Source organism: Stutzerimonas sp. CXK-1 (genome assembly GCF_057738225.1).
The window spans coordinates 1,996,295-2,014,863 of the sequence record NZ_CM173217.1 but is presented as its reverse complement, the minus strand read 5'-3'; the positions used below and the strand labels follow the sequence as shown (position 1 = coordinate 2,014,863).

The 18,569-nt window shown below is 67.1% G+C and carries 16 protein-coding genes; 9 read left to right on the top strand and 7 right to left on the bottom strand.

The genetic code is table 11. From position 1 onward, the window contains the following. Nucleotides 1-11: 11 nt before the first annotated feature. From fdxH to fdhE, 3 genes are read left to right on the top strand one after another with little or no spacing between them, the layout of a single operon-like run. Nucleotides 12-950, top strand: a complete 939-nt coding sequence (gene fdxH, locus AC0KXH_RS09455; protein WP_041105463.1) for a formate dehydrogenase subunit beta — start codon at nucleotides 12-14, stop codon at nucleotides 948-950. Beyond that, nucleotides 947-1,651: a formate dehydrogenase subunit gamma gene (locus AC0KXH_RS09450; protein WP_488224565.1), complete on the top strand. Its 705-nt coding sequence runs from the start codon at nucleotides 947-949 to the stop codon at nucleotides 1,649-1,651. The genes fdxH and AC0KXH_RS09450 overlap by 4 nt, the downstream gene beginning before the upstream one ends. Further along, on the top strand, nucleotides 1,648-2,586 hold the full coding sequence (gene fdhE, locus AC0KXH_RS09445) for a formate dehydrogenase accessory protein FdhE (protein WP_488224564.1): 939 nt from the start codon (nucleotides 1,648-1,650) through the stop codon (nucleotides 2,584-2,586). Before AC0KXH_RS09450 ends, fdhE begins: the two co-directional genes overlap by 4 nt. Nucleotides 2,587-2,632: 46 nt before the next feature. Here fdhE and AC0KXH_RS09440 read toward each other — a convergent pair whose 3' ends face one another. The 5 genes from AC0KXH_RS09440 to AC0KXH_RS09420 form a co-directional block, all read right to left on the bottom strand. Further along, on the bottom strand, nucleotides 2,633-3,412 hold the full coding sequence (locus AC0KXH_RS09440) for a helix-turn-helix domain-containing protein (RefSeq protein WP_052264536.1): 780 nt from the start codon (nucleotides 3,410-3,412) through the stop codon (nucleotides 2,633-2,635). Nucleotides 3,413-3,540: 128 nt separating this feature from the next. Then, complete coding sequence (locus AC0KXH_RS09435) at nucleotides 3,541-4,944, bottom strand: DegQ family serine endoprotease (RefSeq protein WP_041105460.1); 1,404 nt, start codon at nucleotides 4,942-4,944, stop codon at nucleotides 3,541-3,543. Between the two features lie 407 nt (nucleotides 4,945-5,351). Further along, a complete protein-coding gene (locus AC0KXH_RS09430; protein WP_488224563.1) occupies nucleotides 5,352-6,536 on the bottom strand; it encodes an MFS transporter in 1,185 nt (394 codons plus the stop codon). A 79-nt stretch (nucleotides 6,537-6,615) separates the two neighbouring features. Continuing rightward, complete coding sequence (locus AC0KXH_RS09425) at nucleotides 6,616-7,605, bottom strand: GlxA family transcriptional regulator (protein ID WP_488224562.1); 990 nt, start codon at nucleotides 7,603-7,605, stop codon at nucleotides 6,616-6,618. A 91-nt stretch (nucleotides 7,606-7,696) separates the two neighbouring features. Continuing rightward, on the bottom strand, nucleotides 7,697-8,584 hold the full coding sequence (locus AC0KXH_RS09420; protein ID WP_488224561.1) for a helix-turn-helix domain-containing protein: 888 nt from the start codon (nucleotides 8,582-8,584) through the stop codon (nucleotides 7,697-7,699). Nucleotides 8,585-8,732: 148 nt separating this feature from the next. On the opposite strand from AC0KXH_RS09420, the gene AC0KXH_RS09415 reads away from it, so the two are divergent. The 6 genes from AC0KXH_RS09415 (at nucleotide 8,733) to AC0KXH_RS09390 (ending at nucleotide 14,764) form a co-directional block, all read left to right on the top strand. Beyond that, nucleotides 8,733-10,763, top strand: a complete 2,031-nt coding sequence (locus AC0KXH_RS09415; protein WP_052813413.1) for an FUSC family protein — start codon at nucleotides 8,733-8,735, stop codon at nucleotides 10,761-10,763. Further along, the gene (locus AC0KXH_RS09410; protein WP_041105456.1) at nucleotides 10,760-10,963 is read left to right on the top strand and encodes a DUF1656 domain-containing protein; all 204 of its coding nucleotides are present in this window, start codon (nucleotides 10,760-10,762) and stop codon (nucleotides 10,961-10,963) included. The genes AC0KXH_RS09415 and AC0KXH_RS09410 overlap by 4 nt, the downstream gene beginning before the upstream one ends. Nucleotide 10,964: 1 nt before the next feature. Beyond that, entirely contained in the window at nucleotides 10,965-11,870 is a 906-nt protein-coding gene (locus AC0KXH_RS09405; protein ID WP_041105455.1) for an efflux RND transporter periplasmic adaptor subunit, read from the top strand. Continuing rightward, a complete protein-coding gene (locus AC0KXH_RS09400) occupies nucleotides 11,867-13,330 on the top strand; it encodes an efflux transporter outer membrane subunit (protein WP_488224560.1) in 1,464 nt (487 codons plus the stop codon). Before AC0KXH_RS09405 ends, AC0KXH_RS09400 begins: the two co-directional genes overlap by 4 nt. A 44-nt stretch (nucleotides 13,331-13,374) precedes the next feature. Then, nucleotides 13,375-14,337, top strand: coding sequence for a LysR family transcriptional regulator (locus AC0KXH_RS09395; protein ID WP_043220130.1), 963 nt, complete (start codon nucleotides 13,375-13,377; stop codon nucleotides 14,335-14,337). Between the two features lie 199 nt (nucleotides 14,338-14,536). Beyond that, nucleotides 14,537-14,764, top strand: a complete 228-nt coding sequence (locus tag AC0KXH_RS09390; RefSeq protein ID WP_043220128.1) for a DUF2790 domain-containing protein — start codon at nucleotides 14,537-14,539, stop codon at nucleotides 14,762-14,764. A gap of 40 nt (nucleotides 14,765-14,804) precedes the next feature. Here the strand turns inward: AC0KXH_RS09390 and AC0KXH_RS09385 are convergent, their stop codons facing one another. Further along, entirely contained in the window at nucleotides 14,805-15,854 is a 1,050-nt protein-coding gene (locus AC0KXH_RS09385) for a hypothetical protein (RefSeq protein ID WP_488224559.1), read from the bottom strand. A 167-nt stretch (nucleotides 15,855-16,021) separates the two neighbouring features. Continuing rightward, nucleotides 16,022-18,559, bottom strand: coding sequence for a DNA ligase D (gene ligD, locus AC0KXH_RS09380; protein ID WP_488224558.1), 2,538 nt, complete (start codon nucleotides 18,557-18,559; stop codon nucleotides 16,022-16,024). Nucleotides 18,560-18,569 lie beyond the last annotated feature (10 nt).

Below are 18,569 nucleotides of genomic sequence, written 5' to 3'. Positions count from 1 at the left end.
GGAGGCGACGGATGCAAGGTAGCCAGATCAACCTGCAGAACATCATCGCCCGCTCGGCGACCACGACGCCTTCGCCGCATCTGCGCGAAGGTGGCGTGGAAAAGGTCACCAAGCTCATCGACGTGTCGGTGTGCATCGGCTGCAAGGCCTGCCAGGTCGCCTGCATGGAATGGAACGACCTGCGCGACGAGGTCGGCGAATGCGACGGCACCTACAACGCGCCGCAGGACCTGACCCCTTCGTCGTTCGAGGTGATGCGCTTTTCCGAGTACGAGAACGAGGCCGGCGACCTCGAGTGGCTGATCCGCAAGGACAATTGCATGCACTGCGCCGAGCCGGGCTGCCTGAAGGCCTGCCCGTCGCCGGGGGCGATCGTGCAGTACGCCAACGGCATCGTCGACTTCAACCAGGAGAACTGCATCGGCTGCGGCTACTGCGTGGCCGGTTGTCCGTTCAACATTCCGCGCATTTCGAAAAAGGACAACCGCGCCTACAAGTGCACGCTCTGCTCGGACCGTGTCTACCACGGGCTGGAACCGGCCTGCGTGAAGAGCTGCCCGACCTCGGCGATCATGTTCGGCACCAAGGACCAGATGCTGGACTACGGCGCCCACCGGGTCGAGAAGCTCAAGCAGCGCGGCTTCGACAATGCCGGCATCTACGACCCCGCCGGGGTCGGCGGCACCCATGTGGTCTACGTGTTGCACCATGCGGACAAACCGGAGATCTACAGCGGCCTGCCGAAAGACCCGCACATCAGCCCCATGGTCGAGGTCTGGAAGGGCATCACCAAGCCGGTGATGTCGGCCGTGCTCGGCGTTTCGGTGCTCGCCGGCTTCTTCCATTACATGACCAAGGGACCGAAGGAAGAGCCCGAGGACGATCCCGATGCAGAGCAGGCGGCGGCTGAGCGCGAGCGTGACCGCCGCGACGAGGAGCGGCGCCCATGAGCCATTCCAACGCACGCAAGGGCATCCTGCGTTATGGACCCTGGTCGCGGGCCAATCACTGGATCATCGCGATCAGCTTCGTACTGCTCACGCTCAGCGGCCTGGCGCTGTTCTACCCGGCGTTCTTCTGGCTGACCGCGCTGTTTGGCGGGCCGCAGGCCACGCGCATCGTTCACCCCTTCATCGGGGTGTTCATGTGCCTGTTCTTCGTGATCCAGGCGGTGCGCTTCTTCAAGGCCAATCTGTTTCGCCGCCATGACGTGCAGTGGGCGCGGCAGATCGGCGACGTGCTGAACAATCGCGATGACCGCCTGCCGCCGGTGGGGCAGAACAACGCCGGGCAGAAGCTCGTGTACTGGATATTCCTGCTCTGCGTGCCCGCGCTGCTGGTGACCGGAATCATCATCTGGCAGCCGTACTTCGCCATGGCCATGCCACGCAACCTGTTGCGCTTCGCGGCGATGCTGCATGCCCTGGTCGCCTTTGTCGCCATCGTCACGCTGATCATCCACGTGTACTCGGCGATCTGGGTCAAGGGCTCGATTCGCGCGATGACCCGGGGGCGCGTGAGCCATGCCTGGGCCCGCCATCACCATTCGCTGTGGTACGAAGAAGTGATGCGCGGCGAGTGCCACGGCGACGGTAGCGCGCTGCCGGGGCACGAACCTGACGACGAGAACACCAGGAGACGCCACACATGAGGCAGAAGGGAAGCCACGATTTTGGTAGCGCACCATCGCTGATCATGGAGCCACCGGAGGTCGTCCTGCCGGATGGCGAGGTCTTCGCACGACGCGCGGCGCGGCTGCGAGATCTGGTCATCCGCGTGCCGGCGCTCGACGAGTACCTGTCGTTCATGGCCCGCGTCGTCCAGGCCCAGCACCTGGCGCTGAGCGAGCGCAAGCTGGCCTGGCAGCCCCCCGCGGATGCCTTTGACGCCGCACTCGAACACGGCCTGCCACCGCTGGGCCACACAGCGCTGCGTCGCGATCTGGACTGGCGCGCCGACCTTCAGGCCATTCTCGAGAGCCTTGACCTGCATGCCGGGCAACGGCAGCGACCATTGTTGCAGCAGCTGCGACAGCTCCCCGAGCCGACATTGGAAGCGCTCGCCGAGCAGGCGCTGGACGGTCGGGCCGCCGAGCCGGCGTTGCGCGGCCTGCAGCCCCTGGTTGCGGCGGCGCTGCAGGTCAGCTGGGTACGGCTTGCTGTCAACCTGCCCAGGCCACCGGCGCGGCTCTTCGGCGAGGCCCGCACGCTCTGCCCATGCTGCGGGGCGGAGGCGGTGGTCAGCGTGGTGCACAACGAACAGCACCGTAGCGGCGTGCGCTACCTGCACTGTGGGTTGTGCTCGAGCCAGTGGCACCTGGAACGGCTGCGCTGCAGCCTGTGTGGCGAAGGCGCAAAGCTGCGCTATCTGACTCTCGACGATGAGCACGGCAAGCCTTACCTGCCGGTCCAGGCCGAGGCCTGCGGGGACTGTCACGGCTATCGCAAGCTGATCGCCCGCGACCAGGACGGGCATGCCGAGCCGCTGGCCGATGACCTCGCCAGCCTGGCGCTGGACCTGGCGCTGGGGGAGGGTGGGGAGTATGCGCGCGGCGGGCTCAATCCGTTGTTGGTAATGGGCGACTGAACCGCAGAACCGGCTGCCCGTCCCGCCGCCACGCGCGATGGCTGGCTCAGCTTGCCAGGGAGGCGCTGTCGGCCGGCCAGTTCTGCAGGCGCCGGGGCCGATACTGCAGCTGCTGGTGGAGCGCGTCCAGGTCCAGCAGATGCACCTCGCGACCGGTACATTCGAGTAGCCCGAGTTGCCGGTAGCGGGTGAACAGACGGCTGATCGTCTCGGTCGTCAGGCCGAGGTAATTGCCGATCTCCGCACGGGTCATCGGGAGGTTGAGGTAGGCAGGGGAGAGCCCGCGCCGGCTCTGGCGTGCCGACATTTCGAGCAGAAATGCGAGCAGCCGCGGCCCGGCGGTCTCACGGTTGCTGCCCAGGTGCTCCTTTTCGCCCTGCAGCTCCCGGCTCAGCGAGCGCAGCAAGGTCATGCGCAGGTGCGCATCGGTCCCGGCCAGCAGTTCGAGCTGCGGCAGCGGAATCAGGCAGACGACGGAGGTTTCCAGGGCCACTGCATGGCTGGGGAAGTACCGATCGCTGAGCGCATCCAGGCCCAGCAACTGGCCGGGCATGACGAAGCCGGTGATCAGCTCGCTGCCATCGGCGCCGAACAGGTAGGTCTTGAACGCACCGGATCGCACCGCATAGATCTGCTGCATCGGCTCGCCGGCATGGTAGAGGTGTTCGTTTCTCAACAAGCGGCGGTTGTGCTTGATGATGCCTTCCAGCGCCAGCATGGCCGCATCCTGCAGGCCGCTTGGCAGACAGCTCCTGCGCAGTGCGCAGTTGTGACACTTGTTGAGGTTCACCGGCTGGCTTCGCGCAGCGGTATCGGTGTTCTGCATGTCTAGCTCCTTGGGAGTCTTTGCATAGCGACTCACCGATAAATCTAGAGCAGAAATCGCACCGCGCCATGATCAGAGTGCTGAAAAGCAGAAGGCCCGCGGTGATCGCGGGCCTAGTGGGGGGAGTATCAGTTCGGCAGGCGGAAGGTGATGAAGCTCGCACGGCCCTGACGCAGTACGCGCATCGACACCGAGCGATTCTTTGGCAGGTCCGCCACAACCTTGCTGAAGGTCTTCACCGAGTTGATCGCCTGGTTGTTCAGGTGCGTGATGACGTCACCTGGACGCAGGCCGATCATCGCCGCCGGACCGTTCTGCAGCTCGCGGATGATCACCCCGGACTCGATCTCCAGGCCCTGCTTCTGCTCAGCCGACAGCTCGGCCACGGTCACACCCAGGCGGTTGCTGCTGGCTGCCGCGCCGCTGCCGTCCTCGATGCCCGCCAGGCTCTCGTCATCGGGCATGGCGCCGACCTTGATCTCCAGCTTCTTGCGCTCACCGTTGCGCACTACCTGGAAGGTCGCCTCGGTTCCCGGCTTGAGCGCACCGACCAGATGCGGCAGGTCGGCCGACATGATGATCGGCTTGCCGTCCATGCTGACGATGACGTCACCGACCTGCAGGCCACCCTTGGCAGCCGGGCTGCCGTCCATGACCTGAGCGACGAGGGCGCCGGCCGGACGCTCGAGGCCGAAGGAGTCGGCGAGGTCCTTGTTCACTTCCTGGATCGATACACCCAGCCAGCCACGGCTGACCTTGCCGCTGGTGCGCAGCTGGTTGGCCACATCCATGGCGACGTCAATCGGGATGGCGAATGACAGCCCCATGAAGCCGCCCGAACGGGTGAAGATCTGCGAGTTGATGCCGACGACTTCACCCTCGAGGTTGAACAGCGGCCCACCGGAGTTGCCGGGGTTGATCGCCACGTCGGTCTGGATGAAGGGCACATAGCTCTCGCCGGGCAGGCTGCGGCCGGTGGCGCTGACGACACCCGCGGTCACCGTGTGGTCGAAACCGAAGGGCGAGCCGATCGCCACCACCCATTCGCCGGCCTTGAGGTCGTCGGACTTACCAACCTTGACCGTCGGCAGGTCGTCGGCATCGATCTTCAGCAGCGCCACGTCGGTACGCGGGTCGGCACCGACCAGCTTGGCTTCGAGCTCGCTGCGATCGGGCAGGCGCACCATGATCTCGTCGGCGTCGGCCACCACGTGGTTGTTGGTCAGCACATAACCGTCATCGGAAATGATGAAACCCGAGCCGAGCGACTGCGCCTCGCGCGGCTGGTCCTGTCCCGGCGGAAAGCCGCGGCGGAAGAACTCGCGGAACGGCGGCGGAATGTCTTCCAGGTCAGGCATCTGCATGGCAGGCCCGCGAGCCGGCCGGGTCTGCTTGGTGCTGATATTGACGACCGCAGGCGACGCCTGTTCGACCAGCGGCGTGAAGTCTGGCAACTGGGCATGAGCGGCGAATGCCTGGCCGAGCAGGACAATGCCGGCGGTGATTCCCAGCAGTTTCTTTTGAAGGCACATGGGCTTCGTGTTCTCCCTTGTGAAGCATGGATGGCGGGCGTGTCTGTTCGACAGCGAGCCAACGTGGATTGCATGGCGACGACACACAATCTACGCCAGCGAAGGTCAAATTCGTGTGATGCGGATGTAAAGGGAAAGTAAGCATCGCACCAGACGTGGCGCGGCATAGCGCCCGAACACAGAGGATAGGCCAATCGGGCCAGAGAAAGGGAGATGGGCTTTGGTGGCGGTTGCCATGCGCAGCGACAGCCAAGCGAATACGTGATTTAACATAATATAGATTATGCGAAGTCAGACATCCGGAGGTCAGGCCGAGTCATCCGGCTTTCGTCCTGCCAGCATCTCCGGCACCTCGGCCGTGCCGTGAAATCCACCGCATGGCCGAGACGATCGCCATCGATATTCGCTTACGCCACTGCGCGCTGCTGTGCCTGCCGGCCACGGATCTGCAGCGCCAGCACCCAGATGATCAATGGCAGCACGCCCAGATTGACCGCACTCCAGCCGACGCTGGCGATCAGCGCCCCCGAGGCGAATGACATGGCCGTCGCTGCGCCGCCGTTGAGCAGTTCCATCAGGCCCTGTGCGCTGGCGCGCTCGCTCGCGTCGTGACCGCTGCCGAGCAAGGTCGTCCCGGCGACCAGCATCAGATTCCAGGCCACCCCCAGCAGACAGCTGCTCAACAGAAAGGCGCCGTGTTCGTTGCCACTCAGGGCAACCAGCGCACTGGCCGCCATGGTCACGGCGCCGATTACCGCGACCCGACGCCCGCCCAGGCGGTCGATCAGCGGCCCGGCGACGAAAGCCGGCAGGAACATGCCCAGCACGTGCCAACGAATCACCTCGGCACTGGCCTCGACGCTCATGCCGTGGCCATGCATCGCCAGCGGTGTTGCGTTCATCACCAGGATCATCAGGCCATGACCCACCGCGGTGGTCACGATGGCGGCACGCACGGCTGGTCGCTTGAGCAGTTCCCGGTAGCCTGGTGCGGCGCCCGTCGCGCTTGGTGCCTGGCCTCGGCTCGGCTCGGCAAGCCCGGCCAGCACCAGCAGGCCCAACACGGCGAGCATCGCCAACAACAGGTAGCTGGCCACGAACGGCGTCGCCAGTACGCCCTGGCTGAAGCCAGCGAGCCCCGGCGCGCACAGCGCCGCCAGCACCCCGCCACTGATCACCCAGGCCGTAGCACGGCCCCGAAACGCCTCGGGCACCGCCTCGACGGCGGCGAAGCGATAGAACATGGCCGACGCCTGGTAGATACCGAACACCAACATGCTCAGGCAGAACAGAATGAAGCTGCTCAGCTGCAAGGCCAGCGCCGCAGCCAAGCCGGCGCCAACACCGGCGAGCGAGCCCAGCATGAAGCCGAGCCGACGCCCGCGACGCTGCATCAGCCGCGCCAGGGGCTGGACGCTCGCCAGGTAACCCAGCGCCATCAGGCCCAGCGGCAAGGTGGCCAACGCTGCCGTTCCGGCCAGCTCAAGGCCGGCCACGGCGTTCAGAATGACGCCCATGATCGCGCAGGACCAGTACAGCGCCTGAGCCAGGAACAACCGCGCCAAGGGCGCCTTCTCGAATGACACACGCATTGCAGAGCCTCGCTTTATGAGGCGCGAACGAAGCCTTCGGCCAGCCGGGGCAGCCGATGGGTTCATCGCGCGGGAAGTGTCAGCCGAATCGTTCGGCCAGTTCGCTCGGGCTTACCGAAAGCCGTTTCTGGAAGGTTCGCCGCAGGTTTTCCGGGTGGCCGAAGCCGGTCAGGCGTGCGGTCGTCGCCACCGACGCCTGGCCATCGAGCAACAGATTGCGCGCCGCCTCGAGGCGAACCTGCTCGACATAGCGGCCAGGGCCCAAGCCGACTTCCTGCTTGAACAGCCGACAGAGCGTGCGTGGCGTCATGTGCGCCTGGAACGCCAGCGCCTCGATCGACAGGTCGTCGGCAAGGTGCGCCGGAATCCACTCCAGCAGCCGCGCCAGCCGCTGCACGCGGCCGGCCGATGGCGTCAGCAACGGGCTGAACTGCGCCTGGCCACCGGGCCTGCGCAGGAACATCACCAGGCGCTGGGCGACTGCCAGGGCCAAGGGTCGCCCGAGATCGGCCTCGACCAGGGCCAGGGCCAGGTCGATGCCCGCGGTGACGCCCGCTGAGGTGAACAGATGGCTGGCCTGCGCATCCTCGGGATCGAAGGTATGCAATCGGTCGCCCTGTACCTCCACGTCGGCAAAGCGCTGCAGGCTCGGCACATCGGCCCAGTGCGTGGTCGCCCGGTGCCCTTGCAGCAAGCCGGCCTCGGCCAGCAGCAACGCGCCGGAACACACCGAGCCAAGCCGGCGCACCTCGCCTTCGGCCCGACGCAGCCAGGCGAGCAGCGCCGGGTTCTGTCGCTGCATGTCCACGCCCTGCCCACCCGGGACCAGCAGCGTATCCAGCTCGGCAGGCGCCAGGTCGTGCCAGCAGGCATCGACGCCCAGGCGTATGCCGCAGGAGCTCGCCACCGGCTCAAGCGATTCGCCCAGCAGCAGCGGCTGATAGACGGCCGCCCTGCCCTGGCGCTGCAGTTCGACGTTGGCTGAGGCGAACACCTGTACCGGGCCGGTCACGTCCAGGCTCATGACGTCGGGAAAGACCAGGCAGGAAATCTTGCGTTGGATGCTCATCGGCGGGGCTCCAGGCGATTCAGCCTGCAGTCTGCGCGCGGGTGGCGGCGGCAGCAATGACAAGCACCCCACAGATCTTGCCAGCGCGTATTCAGCCCGTCGTGCCCAGGAATGCCGCGCGGAATGCGCTGGGTGTGACACCTGCCTGTTTGCGAAAGAAACGGCTGAAATAGGCGGCGTCGGCAAAGCCGAGATCACGGGCGATCTGCTGCACGTCGAGATCGGTGTAGGCCAGCTGACGCTGCGCCTCGCGCGCCAGCCGCTCGTTGACGATCGCCAGCGGCGCTTCGCCGGTCTCTTCGCGGCAGGCACGGCCGAGGGTCACCGCGGTAACGCCAAGCGCTTCGCAGTAGCGGCCGAGCGTCCAGTGCCGACGGAACTGGGCGTCGACCAACTCGCGGAACTGCGCGACCAGTGCGGCGCGCCGGCCGCTCGGGCGCCGGGGTGGCGCCGCCGGTTCGGCCAGGTCGGCGATCTTCGCCAGCAGCGTTACCAGCAGAGCCTGCCCCGCCGCCAGTTCGACGCCCTCCCCGGCGCTCACTTCGCGCTCGAGCAGTTCGAACAGCGGCCAGATAGGCTCCTGGCCATCCGCCGGCCACGGCAGGGTCAGCACGCGCGGTTGCCCGAGCAAGGCGAGCAGGCGCGGCGAAAGGATGCGTGCGATCGACTCGAGCGGCCGCTGCGCCGCGGTAATCACCGGCCCGTCGGTGTCGGCCGAATAGCTGAAGGCATGCACCGTCCGCTGTGGCAGCAGGATCACGCAGGGGGCCCTGAACGACAGCCGGCTGTTTTCCAGCGACACCTCGCCCTCGCCGCGGCGGATGTAGATCAGCTGCAGCAGGCTGTCATGCCAGTGCGGCGAAATTTCGCGCAGATCGCTGGCCCGCCCCTGGTTGATCCATTCCAGGTGCAGCAGGTCCTGCCAGGTCGGCAGTGCGGCCTCGCCATAGAGCGCGTAATTGGGAATGCGTTTTTTCATCGTAGGCCCGGCTGGCGGTGAATCTTTTCGATTCGTCCTGATGCTTGATCAATTTGTCCTGTCGACTTGGCGTTAAATGTAACCACTTGTGTGTGCCCGTGTCGCCTCGTCACTCCCTCCGGCGGCACCTTCGACAGAACAGAATCCCATGACTATGCCGACCTGGCGCGAATGGCTGTTTTCAGCCAAGGCGCTGCTTGCGGCGTTGCTGGCGCTCTACATCGCGCTGGCCATACCGCTGGACAACCCCTACTGGGCGATGGCCTCCGTATATGTGGTCTCGCACCCGCTTTCCGGCGCGACGCGCTCGAAGGCGCTGTACCGTGCGCTAGGCACCCTGCTTGGCGCAGCGGCCTCGGTGGCGATCATTCCGACCTTTGCTCAGCAGCCGCTGATGATGAGCCTGGCGATGTCCGCCTGGATCGGCGCCCTGCTCTTTCTCTCGCTGCTCGACCGCACGCCGCGCAGCTACATCTTCATGCTGGCCGCCTACACGGTGCCGCTGATCAGCCTCAGCGAGGTCAACCATCCCGCTACCCTGTTCGACGTGGCCCTGGCGCGCTCCGAGGAAATCCTGCTCGGCATCGTCTGCGCCAGCCTGGTCAACGCGGTGGTCTTTCCCAGTCGCATAGCCCCCATCCTTGGCGCGCGGATGGACCGGCTGCTCGCCGACGGCCGCGAAGTGGCCGCCCGCCTGCTCGCGTCCAAGGCACTCGATGCCGCCGACCAGGCCACGCTCAACCGCCTGCTGGTGGATGTGATGGGGCTCGATGGCATGATCGTGCAGCTGAGTTACGACAGCAGCAGCCACCTGCCGGCCCGCCATGCACGCGACTTTCGCGCCCGCATGGCCATGCTGATTCCACAGCTGGTCTCGCTGGGCGACGCGTTGCAGGCGATGCGACGGGAGCTCCCGCAACCCTTGCCGGAACTGGCGGAGTACCTGCAGCAGGTGGCGCTCTGGATCGACGGCTCGGCTTTGCAGGTCAGCGGCCGTCAGCTGCAGGAGCGCAGCCGGCAGCTGGAGGTCTGGCTGGCCGACGAGCACCCGCGCCAGGCCTTGGCGATCGAAAGTGCACTGCGCCAGCTGCGCGCCCTGATCGACCTCTGGCAGGACAGCATCGACCTGCGCCAGAGCTTTGCCGAAGGCCACCCCGAGCGTTCGCCCGTGCTGCATTACCGTGTCGAGCAACTGGTCGGCGGCCCGCGCTACTACGATCACGGCCTGCTCGCCTTCAGCGCGGCCTCGGTTGCACTCGGCGTGTTCCTGCTCTGCGTGCTGTGGTTTCTGTCCGGCTGGGAGCACGGCTACGCCGCGGTATTCATCGCGGCCGTGGCCAGCTGCTTCTTTGCCGGCCAGGACAACCCGGCGCCGTTCATCCGCTCGTTTCTGGTCGCCACGCTGATCTCCACGCTCGCCGCGGCGACCTATCTGTTCGCGCTGATGCCCAACGTGCAGGACTTCGGCAGCCTGGCCGCGCTCTTCGCCGTACCGCTGCTGTTGCTCGGCACGCTGGCCGGCCGCCCGCAATATGCCGGCACGGTGGTGCTGCTGGCGGTGCAGACGATCTCGACCATTACCATCCAGGACAGCTACCGGGCCGACTTCCCGCTGTTCGCCGACATGGCGCTGTCCACCGCCAGCGGCGTGGTTTTCGCGCTGATCTGGGTGCGTCTGACTCGCCCGTTCGGCATGCTCTGGGCCGTGCAGCGCCTGGCCCGCGAAGGCTGGGCCAGCCTTGCCGAGCTGACCGAAGGCCGCCGCCATGATTTCACCCAGGTGGTGTCGCGGGTGATCGACCGCGTCAGCCAGCTGCTGCCTCGCATCGCCCAGCTGGATGACGGTGGCCAGGCCTTTGGCGACGCGATCCAGGAGCTGCGCATCTGCTTCCGCCTGCTGGAGTTGCAGCAGGCCCGCCCGCACACCGAAGGCGCGCTCGAGGCGCTGTTCGGCCAGTTGGGCGACCATTTCCAGGCCTGCGCCAGGGCCCGGCGGCAGCTGCCGTTGCCGGCGGGGCTGGCCCTGACCCTCGACCGCACACTCGACGGCCTGCAGCAGCAGCCGATGCGCAGCGCCCGCCAGGCCGCTCGCGCCCTGCACGGCCTGCGCCTGGCGCTGCAGGCACCGAATCACCCCGGCGGCAATGCCCTGCCGCTGACCGCGGGAGCCAGCGCATGACCGGTCACCTGGATCTCTATGGCGTCTACGTGCCGCTGCTGCTGGTCGCGATGCTGGCGACCTATGCGCTCAACAGCCTGCTCACGGCCGGTCTCCGGCGCCTGGGCTTCTACCGCTGGGTCTGGCACCCGCCTCTGTTCAACCTGGCGCTCTACCTCGTTCTCCTGGGCGGCCTGTTCAACCTGATACCACGGAGCTGACATGAAGAAATGGTTATCCGGCGCCGGCTCGGTGCTGCTCACCCTCACGCTGGTCGCCGCAGCGGGATTGGTCTGCGTTCACCTGTGGGACTACTACATGGAGTCGCCCTGGACCCGCGACGGCCACGTGCATGCCGACATCGTTCAGGTCGCCCCGGACGTTTCCGGCCTGGTGACGACGCTCAAGGTGCGCGACAACCAGAGGGTGAGCCGTGGCCAGGTGCTGTTCGTCATCGACCGCGCCCGCTTCGAGCTGGCGGTCGCCGAAGCCGAGGCCGCCGTGCTCGAACGTCGTGCCCAGCTCGAGCAGGCGCAGCGCGAAGCCCGGCGCAACCGCGTGCTCAAGGACCTGATCGCCGCCGAAACGCTGGAAATCGGCGACACCCAGGTCAAGCGTGCCGAGGCCGCGCTGGCGACCGCCGAGGCAACCCTTGGCGTGGCGCGGCTGGATCTGGAGCGGACAACGGTGCGCAGCCCCGTGGACGGCTATCTCAGCGACCAGACGATGCGCGTCGGCGACTATGTGAAAACCGGCGTTCCCGTGCTCTCGATCGTCGACACCGCCTCGCTGCGGGTCGAAGGCTACTTCGAGGAAACCAAGCTGCACGCGATCGAGATCGGCCAGCCGGTGGACATCCGCATCATGGGCGAGTCGCAGCACCTGCGCGGGCACGTGCAGAGCATCGCCGCCGGCATCGAGGACCGTGATCGTGCGCGTGGCAATTCGCTGCTGCCGAACATCGACCCGAGCTTCAACTGGGTGCGGCTCGCCCAGCGCATTCCGGTGCGTGTGGTGCTCGAGGAGGGTCAGCAGAGCGACATACGCCTGGTGGTCGGGCGGACCGCGACACTGTCGGTATTGCCCTGGCCGTCGGGCGCCGGCCAGGCAGAGGTCGCCGCGCAATGAGCGGCGCCGCGCAGAGGTTGCGCCACGGCGCGCTCGCGGTGACCGTCGGCATGCTCGCGGCGTGCGCAGCCGTAGGCCCCGACTACCGCGTACCGGATCAGGCGGTGATCAAGCGCGACAGCGCCGGCGCTGCGTTCGACCTGGCGGCCAATCCGAAGACCGTCGTCGCGCCGCTGCCGGCGGACTGGTGGAAGCTCTACGACGATCCGCTGCTCGACCGGCTGGTCGGCCAGGCGCTGCAGCAGAACACCGATGTGCGCCTGGCCTATCACAACCTGCGCCAGGCCTTCGAGAGCTACCAGATGGCCCACCATGCGCAGGAAGTGGAGATCGACGGCGAGGCGTCCGCGGCACGCGGCCAGCTGTCGAGCGAGGCCCTGGCGCTGCAGGAAAAACTGCCGGTGATGAACCTCGCCGACGTCGGCCTGGCGGTGAGCTACCAGCTCGACCTGTTCGGCAAGCTCCGGCGCGCCGCCGAATCCGCCGCAGCGACGGCCGAAGCCGGGCAGGCCGCGCTCGATGCCGCGCGCATCACCGTTGTCGCCCAGGTGGTGCGCAGCTACATGGACGCTTGCCATGCCAGCCACGAGTTGGCCATCGCCGCCGATTCGCTGGACATCCAGACCCGCCAGTTCGAGGTCGCCCGGCGCCTGCTCGAAGGCGGCCGCGGAACGCAGGTAGACGTCTCGCGCGCGAGCGCCCAGGTCGAAGCACTGCGTGCCGAGCTGCCGCCGCTCGAAACGAAGAAGGCGGCGGCCCTCTACCGGCTCGCCGCTCTCCTCGGCCGCACACCCGGCGAATTGCCGACCGCCGTCGCCGCCTGCAGCCAGGCGCCGCAGCCGGGCCAGCCGATTCCGGTCGGCGACGGCGCCGCGCTGCTCAAACGGCGTCCGGATGTGCGGGCGGCCGAGCGCCAGCTGGCTGCGGCGACCGCCGATATCGGCGTGGCCACGGCGATGATGTACCCGGAGATCAGCCTCGGCGGCGACGCTGGCTTCACCGGCATGCTCGAGCATATCGGTGACCCGATCACCCGGCGCTGGACCTTTGGCCCACGCATCGCCTGGCACATCCCTACGCGCGTCGACCGCGCCCGCGTGCGTGCCATGCAGGCCGGCGCCGATGCCGCGCTGGCCCGCTTCGACGGCGTGGTGCTCGAAGCGCTGCGCGAAACCCAGACACTGCTCGCCCGCTACGCCAACGACCTGCAGCGCAACCAGGCGCTGCGCGACTCGCGGGACGCCGCGCGCGACGCGGCCCGCTACAACCGGCGGCTGTATCAGGAGGGCCGCCTGGACTATCTGGCCAGCCTCGACAGCGAGCGCACGCTGGCCGCCACCGAAACCGCGCTAGCACGCTCGGACACCGAGCTGTCGGAGGATCAGGTCGCGCTGTTCCTCGCCCTGGGCGGCGGCTGGCAGAACAGCGAACCCGGCCCGGCACCCGCGGTCAGCCACTGAGAGCGCGCGCCGAGCGTCAGCGTTTACGTCAGAGGTAACAATCGATGGACCTGATGCACGCCATGCGGACCTTCGTCCGGGTCGTCGATGCCGGCTCGTTCACCGCCGCCGCCGAGCAGTGCGGCATGTCGACCGCACAGGTGTCGCGGCTGGTCTCGGAGCTGGAAAACCATCTGCAGGCCAGGCTGCTGCACCGCACCACACGGCGCCTGGCCCTGAGCGAAGCCGGCTCGCGCTATGTCGAGCGCTGCCGGCAGATCCTCGCCCAGCTCGAGCAGGCCGAGCTGGAGGCCGGCTGTGCGCGCATCGAGCCACGCGGCCGCTTGCGCGTGCACTCGATCACCGGGCTCGGCATCCAGCTGCTGGCACCGCTGGCCGGCCGCTATGCCGAGCGATACCCGGAGGTGGAGCTCGACCTGACGCTGTCCCAGCATCGCCCCGACCTGCTGCAGGACGGGCTCGACGTGGTCATCACCCTGCGCCATGAGCTGCAGGACTCCGAGCTGATCGCGCAACGCCTGGGCGACGTGGTGCAGGTGCTGTGCGCCGCGCCCGCCTACCTGGCCAGGTACGGCGTACCCCGCGAGCCGAGCGAGCTCGCCGCGCATCGCTGCCTGCGCCTGGCCGACCCGTCGCTGGGCGACGCCTGGCATTTTCTCGGCACGGACGGCGAGCGGGTGTTCGAGCCTGGCGAGCGCTTCAAGGTCAATGTCGCCGAAGCCATGGTCAACGCGGCGCAGACCGGCATGGGCATCTGCCAGCTGCCTGATTACGTGGCCGCGCCCGCTCTGCAACGCGGCGGCCTGGTTCGCCTGCTGCCCGAGCACCGCCTGCAGGCAAAGGCGATCTACGCGCTGTACCCGTCACGGCGCTTTCTCGATGCGAAGATCAAGACCTGGGTCGACTTCCTCCGCCAGGCGTTGCCCGAGGCGATGCAGGCCTACCACAGTGTGCTCGAAGACCGGGCGTACTGGGCCGATTGTTACCTCCCACGCAACGGTGCTTGAACCGGCGCGCGGTTTTTCCGCACCCCGCCGGGCCCTAAGCTATCCGGCATGACAGGCAGCGGCCGTACCGTCACGCTGCCCCGTTCCATGAATCGCTCCTTTGGTGAACGGCACGTCATCCTGGCTGCCCGCGCGGCAGCCTTTTTTAATTCCATGCCGGGTGAGCGGCTTCGCCTATCCGGCGTTCGAGGAGATCGATATGAAATGGCTTGCACACGTGGCGATCATCACCCTGTTCACCACCCCCGCCTGGGCGCAGGAACCTGCCCGGCAAGCCCCGCCGGCGGACATCGCCAAGGTGGTTTCCATCGAGGTGCCGGCCGGCGGCTGCGCGGTGGTCGAAGCGAAGATGACCTACCTCGATTCGCAGGGGCAGCCACACAGCGTCACCTACCTGCGCCAGGGCAGCGACTGCTTCGACCATTGAGCGAGGCGGCCAACCCGAGCCACCTCGCCGGCCACCGGACCTAGCGCTGGGTCACCGTCGCGCTGTTGCCCGTGCCGTTCTGCACGATGGTCGCGCTCGGCGGCTGCAGGGCGAACCCGGTCACCTGGTTCAGCACCGCAACGTTGGCATCGCCGGTCTGGGTGATCGACGCGGTGCCGTAGGCCGCTTCCTGCACCACGTCGATTTCATTGGTCGAGCCGTTCTGTGCGATGTCCAGCGTCGGCCCATCGTAGCCCTGCTCGACATTCACACGGTTGTCGTTGCCAACCGAACTGCCGCGGACCGTGCCGCTGCGCGTGCTCTGCTGCACGACCAGGGCGTTGCCGACACCGTCCTGGCTGAAGGCAACCGTACTGAACCCCGACCATTGCTCGACACGGGCAGCATTCGCTTCGCCGCGCTGATCGAGCCGCACCTCGCCGGTGTAGTAACGCCCGCCGACCTGGCTCACCGCTGCCTGGTTCTGCGTGCCGTCCTGGTTGATGTAGACCGAACCGCCGTAGGCCGGCGTTTCCTGATAGACGGCGATGCGGTTGGCATCGCCCAGTTGGCGGAGCGTCGCCGAGCCACCGCCGTTCTGCGTGACCTCGATGAGGTTATCGTCGCCCTGTGAGGACGCGTCCAGCGAGTTCACGTAGTAGAACTGATCGACGCGCTGCACGTTGCGAGCGCCCTCCTGGTACAGCACTGCTCCCGAGCCGTTGCCGCCGGTCTGCGTCAGTTCGACGACATTCGCGCTACCCACCTGCTCGACCGCGGCGCTGTGCACGTAATCCAGGTTGGCCTGGTAGATGCTGGCCTGGTTCAGGTCGCCGGTCTGGATGATCTGCGCCTGGTTCTCGACACCGAACTGGTTGGTCGTCGCCTCGTTGCCGTTGCCGGTCTGCACCACCCGTGAGCGGTTCAGTACGCCGTCCTGGGTCTGGCTCGCCGAATTACCCGTGCCGCCTCCCTGCTCGAGAATGATTTCGTTGTCGGTGCCGGTCTGGTCCACCGCGACCTGAGCCAGCGCCAGGCTTGGCAAGGCGCCAAGAAGAAGGCAGATATACAGCGGTTTGTGTGGAAACATGCAGAGCACTCCTTTGATTCTCTTTTTGGGCCGACGTCATGCTGGCCTTGGCCTGGCGCTCCGCTCGCCGAAACAGCTCCGTGAACCGGCCGATTGTTCGCTGCGCTTGGCCGGCTTGTGTATCGCCCTCGCGGTGCAGGCAGCCCCCCATCCGGACGGATGGCGGCTTAATCCTTCATGCCGAGTCGCTCCCGCATCTCGGCGCTGATCTGCTGCTCGCTGTTCCAGAACCCTTCCCAGGGGTCTTCGCGCCCCAGTTCTTCCAGCCGCGGCAGTAGATTGCGCACCGTCCAGACGTTGGCGCCGCGCAGTTCCGGCAGTTCCTCGCGCGCGATGGGCACCGACACCGGCAAGCCTTCACGCGCGCGAACGGAAAATGCCGCGACCGTGCTCGCACCCTGGCTGTTGCGCAGGTAGTCGATGAAGATCTTGCCGATCCGGTTCTTCGGTCCGCTGACGGCAGAGAAATGCTGCGGCAGCAGCTTGGCCAGGTAGCGCGCCACGGCCTGGCTGAAGGCCTTGACCTCCGCCCAGCCATGCACCGGGCGCAAGGGCACCAGAATGTGCATGCCCTTGCCGCCACTGGTCTTCAGATAGGACTCCAGGCCGATCTCGTCGAGCAGCGTCTGGGTCAGCTGGGTCGCTTCGAGCATGCGCTTCCACGGCAGTGCCGGGTCCGGGTCGAGGTCGAGGACGAAGCGGTCCGGGTGGTCCAGCGCCGGCGCCTTGGCATTCCAGGTATGCAATTCGACCGTGCCCATCTGCGCGGCGCCGACCAGCGCCTTGGCACCCTCGATCACCAGCAGCGGCGCATGTTCGGGGTACAGCGATGGATCGAGCTGGGTGATGTGCGGAATGCTCAGCTTGTCGGCGTGCTTCTGGAAGAACAGCTCGCCGTCGATGCCTTCCGGCGCGCGCACCAGTGCCAGCGGCCTCCGTTGCAGGTGCGGCAGCGCCCAGGGCGCCACTTCGGCGTAGAAGCGCGCGAGTTCGAGCTTGGTCGCGCCGATCGCCGGGTCGATGACCCGCTCCGGGTTGCTGATGCGCACGCGCGTGGCTGCCAGCGCATCGCTGGTGCCCTGCCGGGCGGGCGCCGTGCGGGCGACCTCACGGGTGATCGCCTTGGCCGGCTTGTCCGAGCGCAGCCCATGGAACACCGAATGCCGCACCACGCCCTGGCGCGTCATCTCGGCGTAGGCCACTTCGCACATCAGCTGCGGTTCGAGCCAGTGCGCCCCGCGCACATCCGCGGCCGGCGGCGCCTTGGCCAGCGGCGAGCGTTCGGTTTCCAGCGGCCGCATCTTGGCGTGCAGGCTTTTCAGCGTCGCCTGATTGAAGCCGGTGCCGACCTTGCCGGCGTACTGCAGCTTGCCGTCATCGTCATGCAGACCCAGCAGCAGCGCCCCGAAACCGCTGCGCGCGCCCTTGGGTTCGGTATAACCGACGATGATGAATTCCTGCCGATTCTTGCACTTGATCTTCACCCAGCTGTTGCTGCGGCGGGACACGTAGCAGCTCCCCGCACGCTTGCCGATCAACCCTTCCAGACGCATCTGGCAGGCGCTCTCGAGAATGCTCTCGGGTTGCTCGCTGAAGTCGGCGGAAAACCGCAGCAGCTCGCTGTCGCTGCCCTCGAGCAACCGGGCCAGCAGCGCTCGGCGCTCTTCGACCGGCACCTGGCGCAGGTCGTGGCCTTCCAGATAGGGCGCATCGAACAGGTAGTAGAGGATGCTGCCGCTGCGCCCGGCCTCGAACGCGTTCTGCAGCGCCTGGAAGTCGGGTGCGCCCTCCTCGCCCAGCACCACCACCTCGCCGTCCAGCCAGGCCGAATCCAGCCCGAGCCCGGCCAGCGCTTCGGCCTGCCGCGGCATCTTCGCCGTCCAGTCGTGGCCATTACGGGTGAACAGCTGCACCCGCTCGCCCTCGATACGCGCCAAGAGGCGGTAGCCGTCGAACTTGATCTCGTAGCGCCAGTCACCCTCGGGTACCGATTCGACGAGCGTCGCCAGCTGCGGCTTGAAACTCGCCGGCAGTTCGGCGGGCACGGCGCCCTCAGGCAGCGCTGGCGCGGCCGCCTTGCTCTTGCGCCGGCCTGCCCCCTTGCTGGTGGGCGCCGCCGCAGGCTTGGCCGCACCGCGGCGACGGGGAATCAGCGTGCGCTCGCTGAGCACGCTATCAGGCTGCTCGGCGACGATGTCGTACTCGCTTTGCGGCCTTGCCTGCTCGTCGTTGGACTTGATCAGGAACCACTGCTCCTTGTCGCCCTGCATGTGCGTGCGCACCAGATTCCACACGCCGGCGAGCTTTTCGCCCTGCAGTTCGAACTTGAGCTTGCCCTTGCGATAGGCCTCGGCGGCGTCGCCCTGTGGAATCCAGATACCGCGATCCCAGACGATCACCTCCCCGGCGCCATAGTGCCCGTCCGGGATGCGCCCCTCGAAGTTGGCGTAATCCAGCGGATGGTCTTCGACGTGCACCGCCAGCCGCCGGACCTTGGGGTCCAGGCTCGGCCCCTTGGGAATCGCCCAGCTCTTTAGCGTGCCGTCCAGTTCCAGGCGGAAGTCGTAGTGCAGGCGCGTCGCGTCATGCTTCTGCACGCAGAACTGCAGCGCCCGCGCCTTGGCACGCCCGGTGCGACGCGGCGTTCCGCTGGGCTCGGGGGTCGCGGCGAAGTCACGCCTGCGGTTGTATTCTTCCAGTGGCATCTTGCACCTC